We start from the raw sequence: 10,207 nt of genomic DNA on the forward strand, positions 1-10,207 counted from the left end.
CAATAAAAATGAAAACTCTCGCCATCATTGGCTCAGGAATAGCAGGCATGGGTTGCGCCCATAAACTGCAACACAAATATGATATTACGCTTTTCGAAGAAGCCGGTTATATTGGTGGGCATACCAATACCATAACGCTCGAAGAGGATGGTAAACCTGTTTATTTAGATAGTGGTTTTATGGTTTTTAATTATCAGACCTATCCAAACCTAACTGAAATGTTTGCCGAAATTGATGCGCCAGTAATGAAAACGGATATGTCTTTCAGTGTTCAGTTTTTGCCTAAGAAACTAGAATATAGCGGCTCGAGCTTAAACCATCTTTTTGCGCAGCGAAAAAATCTGTTCAACATTTCATACCTGAAAATGCTCATGCAGATTAACCGTTTCAATAAACAAAGTATAGAGATTTTGGATAAGCCAGAATATCAGGACTACTCTATAGAAAAGTTTTTTAAGGAGTTTGGTTACAGTGATGATATGCTTTGGCAATACCTGATTCCCATGAGTGCTGCTGTGTGGAGTGCACCGATGGAACAGATTTTGGACTTTCCAGCTGTAACTTTGATCCGCTTCTTTCAAAATCATGGCTTTTTAGGTTTAGATACGCAACACCAGTGGTATACTTTGCAAAATGGCAGTCAGTCTTATCGTGAAAAACTGATTGCACCTTTCCGTGACAGGATCAAAATCAACAATAAAATCATTTCGGTAAAACGATTAGCAAACGGTAAAGTTGAAGTCGAAAACGAGAAAGGAGAAGTATTTGAGTTCGATAAGGTGATTATGGCCACTCATGCCGACCAGACTTTCGAAATTGTAAAAGATAAAACCACACTCGAAACCGAACTGCTTTCGAAATTTAAATACCAGCTGAATAAAGCTGTAGTGCATACCGACGAAGAACAGATGCCTGAAACCAGGTTAGCCTGGAGCAGCTGGAATTACCGTGTAGAAAAACAGGGCGATAAGTTATTGCCGAGTACCATTTATTGGATGAATAACCTGCAGGGTGTTTCTGAAAAACAAAATTACTTTGTTTCCATTAATCCGACCGGAACCTTAAACCCTGAAAAGATTATTAAAGAAATCGATTACCACCATCCTTTGTTTGATGTTTCGGCCATGCAGGCACAAGCGCAATTGCACAGGTTAAATGAAAAGGGACCGATATATTATTGTGGCAGCTATTTTAAGTATGGTTTCCACGAAGATGCGTATAAAAGTGCTGTTGATTTGTGCATGGAGTTATAAAGCAGTTACGTCATTCCCAACCCGATAGCTATCGGGTTGATTGGGAACCACGATTGCTCATCGAAGATAATCGTAATGCTTTAGTCTGGCTTGTAAATTGTATTAAGATTCCCGCCTGCGCGGGAATGAGGTTAAGTTAGTGAGCGCGCTAATTGATATAGATTTCTCGACTGCGTTGCACTTCGCTCGAAATGACGAACTCAAAATGGAGGCATGAACTATAAATTTCGTAAATTGTAATAACAATGGAATTCACATCAAGCATATATATAGCAAAAGTGATGCACCATCGCTTAGCGCCGAAAAAACATTCTTTTTGGTACAGGGTGTATATGTTCTATATCGATCTGGATGAATTGAACCTGCTGAGTAAAAAGCTTCGCTGGTTTAGCCTTAATAAATTTAACCTCTTTTCTTTTAGAGATGCAGAGCATCTTCAATTGCCAAAAGATAATCCCGATCAGACTAAAAATACCCGCCAGCATATAGAAAATTACCTGAAAGAAAATGGGGTGGATGGTAAGGAGCTGAAAATAAAACTGCTTACCAACCTTAATGTTTTAGGCTATAATTTTAATCCGGTTTCTTTTTACTATTGTTTCGATCAGCAGGGCAAACCGGTTTGTTGCGTGGCCGAAATCAGTAATACCTACCGGGAAATGAAACTTTTTTTCTTTGGAAAAGACGAATTACAGGGCGATACTTTCAAAAAAATAACCAAAAAATATTTTTATGTTTCCCCATTTATAGATCATGATGATACCTTCGATTTTAGATTAAATGTACCTGGGGATGCACTCGATATTAAAATTGATGACCTGGATAAAAATGGTAACCTGTTTTTTATCAGTACCTTAAAGGGAGCGAAAAAAGCCTTAACCAACAGCAATATGCTGAAGTATTTTTTCTCCATTCCGCTAATTCCTTTGCAGATAATGGGCATGATCCATTGGCAGGCTTTTAAACTTTGGATAAAAAAAATACCTTTTCACCCAAAAGCCGAAAACCCTGAGTTGCAACGCAACGTATATAAGCCGTATAAACCACAAATAAAATAGATAAAAGAATATGAATACGCTTGCTGCTACCAAAACATCCACAGGTTTTTTCGAAAAAGTAGTGCTTACCGCACTTTCTAAAATGACACTGGGTAAATTAGAACTTTCGCTGCCAGGTGGAGAGATTTGGGTTTTTGGCAATGGCGTACATAAAATTGAAGCAAATATCCAGGTAAATCATCCTGATTTTTTTAAATCAATAGTACTTTATGGTGATATCGGCTTTGGAGAAGGTTATACCTCCGGTTTGTGGGATACCACTAATATTACGAATGTAATTAAGTGGGTAATACTGAATATTGAAAATGCACCTTCTGTTACTGGTAGTAAGGTAAAATCTGTTGCGTTAAACCTTTTTAAGTGGGTGAACAAGATGTACCATGTGCGTAGGGCTAATACTCTGGCCGGATCGCAGAAAAATATTTCGGAGCATTACGATCTCAATAATGATTTCTTCGCTACTTTTCTGGATAAAACCATGACTTATTCCAGCGGTTATTTTTCTACTGAGCATTTGAGCTTAGAAGCGTCTCAATATGCCAAGTACGATCGATTAGCTAAACAATTAAAAATTAAAGCGACTGATCACGTTTTGGAAATAGGAAGTGGCTGGGGCGGTAATGCAATTTTTTTAGCCAAAAATTATGGCTGTCGTGTTACTTCGGTTACCATTTCGAAAGAACAACAAAAATTAGCTGTAGAAAGGGTTAAGGCTGAGGGTTTATCTGACAGGGTATCAATCATTATTCAGGATTACCGTAAAATTGAAGGGACCTTTGATAAAATTGTCTCTATCGAAATGCTTGAAGCTGTCGGTCACCAGTACCTGGAAACCTATTTTGAAAAATGTCAGGAGCTCTTGAAGCCTGATGGAATTTTTGCTTTCCAGGTTATTACCTCGCCCGATAGCCGGTATGATAAATTGAGAAGCGGTGTAGACTGGATTCAGAAACACATCTTCCCCGGATCGCTTTTGCCTTCGGTGGCAGCGATAAATAAAGCGATAAATGAAACTGGCGATTTAACGCTTGTCGACTTAAAAGATCTGGGCTTAGATTATGCCAGAACATTACATTTATGGTTTACAGAATTTAATAAGAACCTCGATAAAGTTAAAGCCTTAGGTTTTGACGCAACTTTTATCCGCAAGTGGAATTATTACTTAAACTATTGTGAGGCTGCCTTTGCCATGCGGAATATTAATGTAATGCAAATGGTTTATTCAAGGCCGAATAATATTTCGAGGTAAAGTGTAATGTAAGATGGATGTGGCTGTAAGGTAACCTTCGCATCTTCCGTTTTACATTTTTCCATTCACAATGATTCCTTTTACCGATAAAAGCATAGTGTTTGCCGACAAATTAGAAGTGTTAGGATAAAAAGTATAGGTTGTAATTGTAACAAAATGCAATTTGCGTAGACTAATTACAAAAGACTAACTCTTAACATGAAAAAACTTCTACTACTTACCTTCATTCTTGGCTTATTTGTTACCGCGCATGCTCAGTTTACTGGCGGCGGCTTGGGTGGAGGACCAAAAAAATCTACCGTTACCGGGCGTATTACTGCCATTATACTTGATTCACTTACTAAAAAACCAATTGATTACGCTACTGTATCCTTGATTAATGCAAAAGACAACAAATCTATAAACGGTGGTGTAACTGACGAAAAAGGAAAATTAACCTTACAAAATGTATCGCCTGATTCATATAAGTTAATGATCGGTTTTATGGGCTACAAAACAAAATCTGTTTTGGTTACTACCACACCATCAAAACCCGATAATAATATAGGTACAATCTACATTTCATCGAGCGAAAATACTTTGGCCGATGTTCAGGTTCAGGGAACTAAAGCAGTTATCGAAAATAAAATCGATAGGATGGTATATAACGCAGAGGCTGATGGCACAAATGCCGGCGGCGATGCAACAGATGTAATGCGTAAGGTGCCGATGTTATCTGTTGATGTTGATGGAAATGTTCAGTTACGCGGTGGTGCCGTTCGTGTGTTGATTAATGGTAAACCATCTGGAACGATGGCCAGCAGCGTTTCTGACGCCTTAAAAATGATTCCTGCTGAACAGATTAAAAGTGTAGAGGTAATTACCAGTCCATCAGCAAAATATGATGCTGAAGGTTCAGGGGGTATCATCAATATTATCACTAAAAAATCAAATGCGCAGGGCGTAAGCGGTACGGTAAATGCATCTGCAGGTACACGTCAGAACAATGGTGCATTTAACCTAACTGCGAAAACGGGTCGTTTAAGTGTAAATGCAAGTCTGGGTACAAATTTGGCCTATGCTCAGGATTCGAGAGTATTATTTGAAAATAGTACGCGTACGGATACCATTGGCAAAACAACGATAACTAACATTATGCAAGACGGGGTTTCTAAATGGAGCCGTAAAGGTTATAACGGTAGTTTTGGTGTTGATTATGATTTTAATGCCTATAACAACGTAAGCTCTAATATAAAATACAATAACTTTTCAAATGGTGGTCCGGGAAGTGCGGATTATGTTTTAAATGGTGTGCCGTTTAAAAATATCAGTGATATGGACATGGGTTTTAATAACTTCGACTGGAATGTAGACTATAAGCATACCACTAAAAAAGAAGGAGAAGAATTCACAATTTCTGGCCAATTATCATCGGGAAGAAATACAACAGATTTCCAAAACGAAATTATTGGAAGTTCATTTCCTGCTGTAAATAATAACAATACCGGTAAAAATCAGGAATACACTATACAAACAGACTACACTTATCCGTTTAGCAAATCGACTATTTTAGAGGTAGGTGCAAAGGGCATTTTCAGAAACATCAATAGTGAATTTTCTAATAATGCAAACCAGGATTTTGAGTACAAGCAAGATGTAGCCTCTGCATATGGGGTAATTAGCTTTAAATTAAGTAAAAAATTAAACTTTAAAGGTGGCTTAAGGTCAGAATATACCAGTATCGATTTCAATACTATTAATCCGGGCATTCAGAAAAATAACTACTTTAACTTATTTCCAAGCGCGATCATTTCGCAAACACTTAAAGGCAATGCAACTTTGAAATTAAGTTACAACCGTAGGGTGCAAAGACCGAGTTTAGCCTATTTGAACCCTTTCCGTAATGAGAGCGATCAGTTTAATATCAGACAAGGAGAGCCAACATTAAGTCCTGAACTAAGTGATAACCTTGAGCTTGGTTATTCGACCTTTATTAAAGGATCTGTGATCAATGCATCAGTATTTTACCGTCGCACAGGTGGGGTAATCGAAAGTTCTATCACTCCATTAAAAGAGAACGGATTTGAGAAAACATTATCCACATATATAAATGTGGGAGTGGCACAAACTTATGGAGCGAATGTTTTTGCCTCCTACAATCCAAAACCAAAATGGACTTTAATGACTAATCTTGGTGTTAATACCTATGAGGTGAGCAATACGCAAACAGGAATAAGTACAGGTACCTTTTTAAACTATAATATCTTTGGCCGGTCTGCATACGGATTTGGCAAAGGTTATAATTTCGAATTGTTTGGTGTGGTAAACTCGCCAAGAAGAACGTATCAAGGTAAAACAGATGCAATGATTTTCTACGGGGCATCATTCAAAAAAGATATCCTGAACAAAAAAGGCTCAATTGGCATCAATACTTTAAATCCATTTACCCGCGATCTGCATATTAAAACCGTAAATAATTCTGTTACAACACTTGGAAATAAAGTAAGTACACTTTATCAGAGCACTAACATTTATTACCCATTACGTTCTTTCGGTGTGAACTTTAGTTATTCATTCGGTAAGCTTAAATTTACGGAGAAGAAAAAAATCAAAAACGACGATGTGAAACAAGATCAGCAACAAGGTGGTATGGGCGGCGTTCAACAATAAAACCCAATCTAAATATATAGTTCAGGCCTCCCGGTAAAAATCGGGAGGCTTTTTAGTTTTTCTTTATCCTTTTTAAAATCATCAAACTTAATGGATTAAAGGAATAACCTGAGATGTTATTCTGCAGCATCACTACAGATTGGTCGTAGAAAAGGGGAACAACCGGAGCATAATCCATTACCATCTGATCCATTTTGCGGTACAGCTCAAAACGTTTTTCGTTATCGGTTTCGTAATAGCTTTTCTCGAACAATTGATCGAATGCTTTATTGTAAAAAGCAGTATAATTTGGTCCATAAGGGACTTTGTTTTTTGAGTAAAACATCGAAAGGAAATTTTCGCCATCGCCATAGTCGGCAAGCCAGGAACCACGGAAAAAGTTTACGCTGTTTTTCGACATTAAATCTCTTAGGCTAGCACTTGGGCTTACATCAATTTTAACTTTAATACCTACGGCAGTAAGCTCGCCCTGAATAAATTCGATCAGATCTTTATAAGTTGTGGTTGTATTTAAGGTTACTTCTCCCATACCTTTTCCTTCCGGGAAACCAGCTTCCTCTAAAAGTTTGGCAGCCAATTTTGGGTTATAGGCATATCCCCTAACAGCCAGGCTATCAAAACCAGGCATGCCTTTAGGAATGAAACCAGATGTTGCGGCTACGCCAATGCCATTCCTTAAGTATTTAATTAACCGATCACGGTCTATAGCATAATTAATGGCCTGCCTGATTTTTTTTAACCGTAATGGCGATTTCTTCACAATCGAAAGGCTGCTATCAACCAATATACCTACATACTCGGTACACAGGTATGGGCTTTTGGTTAATGTAAATTTTCCTTTATACTTTGAGGTCATCTTCCCGCTTTTGGTCAGGATATCGTCGCGGTAACTGCCGTCTACATTATAGTAGAAATCCAGATCCTTTTTCAGGAAACTCATGAAACCGCTTTGTTTATCGGTGATGAAGCTGGCTTTAACGGCATCAAGATAGGGTAGTGCTATCCCTTTGGCATCTTTTTCAAAATAATGCTCGTTTTTTAAAAGCACTAATATTTCACCTTCTTTCCAGTATTTAAATTTAAAAGGGCCAGTGCCAACAGGATGACTTCTAAAATCTTTACCATAATGTTCTACAACTTCTTTAGGTACAACAGAGCAGTATTGTGTAGTGAGTAGACTCATAAACGGTGGGAAAGGACGTACCAGCTTAATCTGGAAAGTAGAATCATTTAATGCGATAAAATTATGCTTATCCTGCACTTTATCACTAAAAATCCATCCGCCTGATGAGGCTACTTTTGGATCGATTAAACGATAAAAACTATATACAAAATCACCTGCAGTTACTTTGCGCCCTTTGCCATTTTTAAAAATAGGATCATCATGAAAGTAAACATCGTTACGCAGGCTAAAAGTGTAAGTTAACCCATCTTCCGAAACCTGCCAGCTTTTGGCTATACAGGGCCGTGTTTGCAAGGATGAGTCGATCTGTACCAAACCATTGAAAATCTGGTTGGTCATCCAGATCGCATTCTGGTTGCGCGCAAAGGCCGGATCAATAGAGGTTAAACCCTGATCGAGATTAATATTAAAGACTTTTTTGTCCTGATGATCAGCATTTTCCTTACATGAAAAGAATAAGCTTACACAAAAAAACCAAAATATATAATTAAATGAGCCTCGCATGCGGTTAGGAATGTTATTTTTGCACAAATTAATAAATTTAATGCAGATGTCTTTTTTAAACGATTTATTTATCGGCCTCGATGCTGCTCAGCAAGAAGAATTACAGGAACGTTTAGATTTAGTGGAGCACAAGATTAAGTTTATGGATAAAATGCCTGTAGCCTGTTTAGATACGAGCAACAATCCGGAATATTTTTTATCAGAAGAAATTTCGCTGGCAGGTGGAATGATAGAGACTGACATACTAAGCGCTGTTTTTATTATTTATTATCAGCCGGGTAAAACTTTAACCGATTTAATGAGAGAAGTACCTGCAGCATTAAATACCGATTGGCAAGCCGTGCAAAACAACAGAATCATTTTATTGAATGACGATGTTAACCGCGAAAGAACTGCTGAAAATGCCGTTTCGCTAATAGAAGATATCGCCGAAATGTTACACCCGGGTTCTTTTATCTTTGGCCATGAAGGTGATAAATGGATCAGGTTTGGCGCATAGGGAATGTGAGATGTAAGACGGATGAGAAAAACTAAAATTCAATGCTCGCGCTAATTTTCAAACGAGTGCATAAGTAGTAATACGATTTTATCTTTAGAAACGGTGTTAACTGAATTTTTAATCCGCTGAAAGGATTTGCAGCTTTACAACTTCTCAGCTAAAGCATTGCATTTTATGTCAGATAGAAATATCTGACAGCACGAGAAAACCTTTCAACCCTCTACCTTCCAGCCTTCAGACCTCTCTAATCTGGTACTCTTCTATTTTACGGTAAAGTGTGGTCAAACCGATACCCAGTAATCGCGAGGTTTCTGTTTTATTGCCTTTGGTATGGATGAGTACTTTTTGAATGTGCTGCTTTTCTATCTGTTGTAGGTTGTAATCGTTTTCTATCGGCGTAAATTCAAAAAATTCAGGAGGTAAGGCCGTAGCGCTTAAAGTATCTCCGTCAGATAGGATTACCAAACGTTCGATCACATTTTTAAGTTCCCGGATATTTCCTTTCCAGCTATGATCGCCCAATATCGATAAGATCTTATCATCCATTTTTGGTGCAGATCGGTTTACCTTATCGGCAAATTCTTTCAGGTAAAACTTAGCCAGTGCAGGGATGTCTGCCTTGCGCTCGCGTAGCGGAGGCAAGGTGATGGTAAAAACCGAAAGCCGATAATAAAGGTCGGAGCGGAATTTTCCAGAGGCAGCATCGGCCTTTAAATCTTTATTTGTGGCGGCTAAAATCCGAACGTTTACCTGTTGTGTTTGGGTATCGCCTACTTTGATAAAAGTCTGGCTTTCGAGTACACGCAATAACTTTGCCTGTAAATCGAGGTTCATCTCGCCGATTTCATCCAGTAATAGGGTGCCGCCGTTAGCCTCTTCCAATAGCCCTTTTTTGTCTTTATTGGCACCCGTAAAAGCCCCTGCTTTGTATCCGAATAGTTCGCTTTCCAATAAATCAGGGCTAAAGCCACTGCAATTTAAGGCCACAAATGGTTTTGCAGCCCTAGGGCTTTCATAATGGATCGATTGAGCAAAAACTTCTTTCCCAGTTCCTGTTTCTCCCAATAATAAAACAGTAGTATCGGTTGCACTTACTTTTTTAGCCAGATCAATTGCTTCCTTTAAAGTTTTTGATTGACCGATTATGGTTTCGAAGCTATGTTTTTTAGCGATTTTGTTTTCCAGATCAGAAACCCTGCGCTGTAGATTTGATTTATCCATTGCCTTATACAACAGCGGAATAATTTTGTCGTTATCATCGCCTTTTACCAGATAATCGAATGCACCGTTTTTAATCGCCAAAACGCCATCGGCAATGGTACCGTAAGCGGTAAGGTTTATAATTTCGACATAAGATTTTATGGCTTTAATATCCTTAACCAGTGCAACCCCATTAACATCGGGTAGTTTTACGTCACTGATTACAATGCTTACATCGTTATTTTTAAGCAATTTAAGGCCTTCTTTCCCGGTATTGGCCTGTAGGGTTTTAAACCCCTCTAATTCTATAATTCTGGAAAGTAAACTGCAGATTTTCTTTTCATCATCGATGATGAGCACCATGCCATTCATAGGTAAAATTTATGCTGCAATATTAAGGATAAAAATCTCGAAAGATGACGACGCGGATAAAATAAACAACTTTGGTCTTTAAGCTTTGTACTTCAAACTCTGGACTCTTCTTCCTCGGTCTGTGTCCCCACAGAACGAAAAGATAAATGTTGCAAAAGAAAGGAGTGGTCTGTGGGGACACAGACCACGGGTTGGGGATAAAAATACCGAAAGATGATGAGGTGGATAAAATAAAGGGCT

Annotated in this window: 8 protein-coding genes; 5 read left to right on the forward strand and 3 right to left on the reverse strand. The window is 38.3% G+C overall.

The window, feature by feature from the left end:
- Positions 1 to 8: 8 nt before the first annotated feature.
- The 4 genes from AC07VK_RS19915 to AC07VK_RS19930 all read left to right on the forward strand — a co-directional run bounded on the left by AC07VK_RS19915 (position 9) and on the right by AC07VK_RS19930 (position 6,209).
- A complete protein-coding gene (locus tag AC07VK_RS19915) occupies positions 9 to 1,253 on the forward strand; it encodes an NAD(P)/FAD-dependent oxidoreductase (protein ID WP_492954445.1) in 1,245 nt (414 codons plus the stop codon).
- 245 nt (positions 1,254 to 1,498) lie between these two features.
- Positions 1,499 to 2,311 carry a DUF1365 domain-containing protein gene (locus tag AC07VK_RS19920; RefSeq protein ID WP_492954446.1) on the forward strand — a complete coding sequence of 271 codons (813 nt, stop codon included), beginning with the start codon at positions 1,499 to 1,501 and terminating at the stop codon, positions 2,309 to 2,311.
- 10 nt (positions 2,312 to 2,321) lie between these two features.
- Positions 2,322 to 3,560 carry a class I SAM-dependent methyltransferase gene (locus AC07VK_RS19925; protein WP_492954447.1) on the forward strand — a complete coding sequence of 413 codons (1,239 nt, stop codon included), beginning with the start codon at positions 2,322 to 2,324 and terminating at the stop codon, positions 3,558 to 3,560.
- Between the two features lie 198 nt (positions 3,561 to 3,758).
- Entirely contained in the window at positions 3,759 to 6,209 is a 2,451-nt protein-coding gene (locus AC07VK_RS19930) for a TonB-dependent receptor (protein WP_492963074.1), read from the forward strand.
- Between the two features lie 52 nt (positions 6,210 to 6,261).
- Here the strand turns inward: AC07VK_RS19930 and AC07VK_RS19935 are convergent, their stop codons facing one another.
- Positions 6,262 to 7,896, reverse strand: coding sequence for an ABC transporter substrate-binding protein (locus tag AC07VK_RS19935; protein ID WP_492963072.1), 1,635 nt, complete (start codon positions 7,894 to 7,896; stop codon positions 6,262 to 6,264).
- Positions 7,897 to 7,942: 46 nt separating this feature from the next.
- Here AC07VK_RS19935 and AC07VK_RS19940 point away from each other — a divergent pair, with 46 nt between their 5' ends.
- Entirely contained in the window at positions 7,943 to 8,395 is a 453-nt protein-coding gene (locus AC07VK_RS19940) for a substrate-binding domain-containing protein (protein ID WP_492954450.1), read from the forward strand.
- Positions 8,396 to 8,629: 234 nt separating this feature from the next.
- Here AC07VK_RS19940 and AC07VK_RS19945 read toward each other — a convergent pair whose 3' ends face one another.
- A complete protein-coding gene (locus tag AC07VK_RS19945) occupies positions 8,630 to 9,967 on the reverse strand; it encodes a sigma-54-dependent transcriptional regulator (protein WP_492963070.1) in 1,338 nt (445 codons plus the stop codon).
- Positions 9,968 to 9,989: 22 nt separating this feature from the next.
- Positions 9,990 to 10,207: hypothetical protein (locus AC07VK_RS19950; RefSeq protein ID WP_494939818.1), on the reverse strand; the 218-nt coding region annotated here is incomplete at its 5' end.

Source organism: Pedobacter sp. GW821-FHT01D05 (assembly GCF_059422505.1).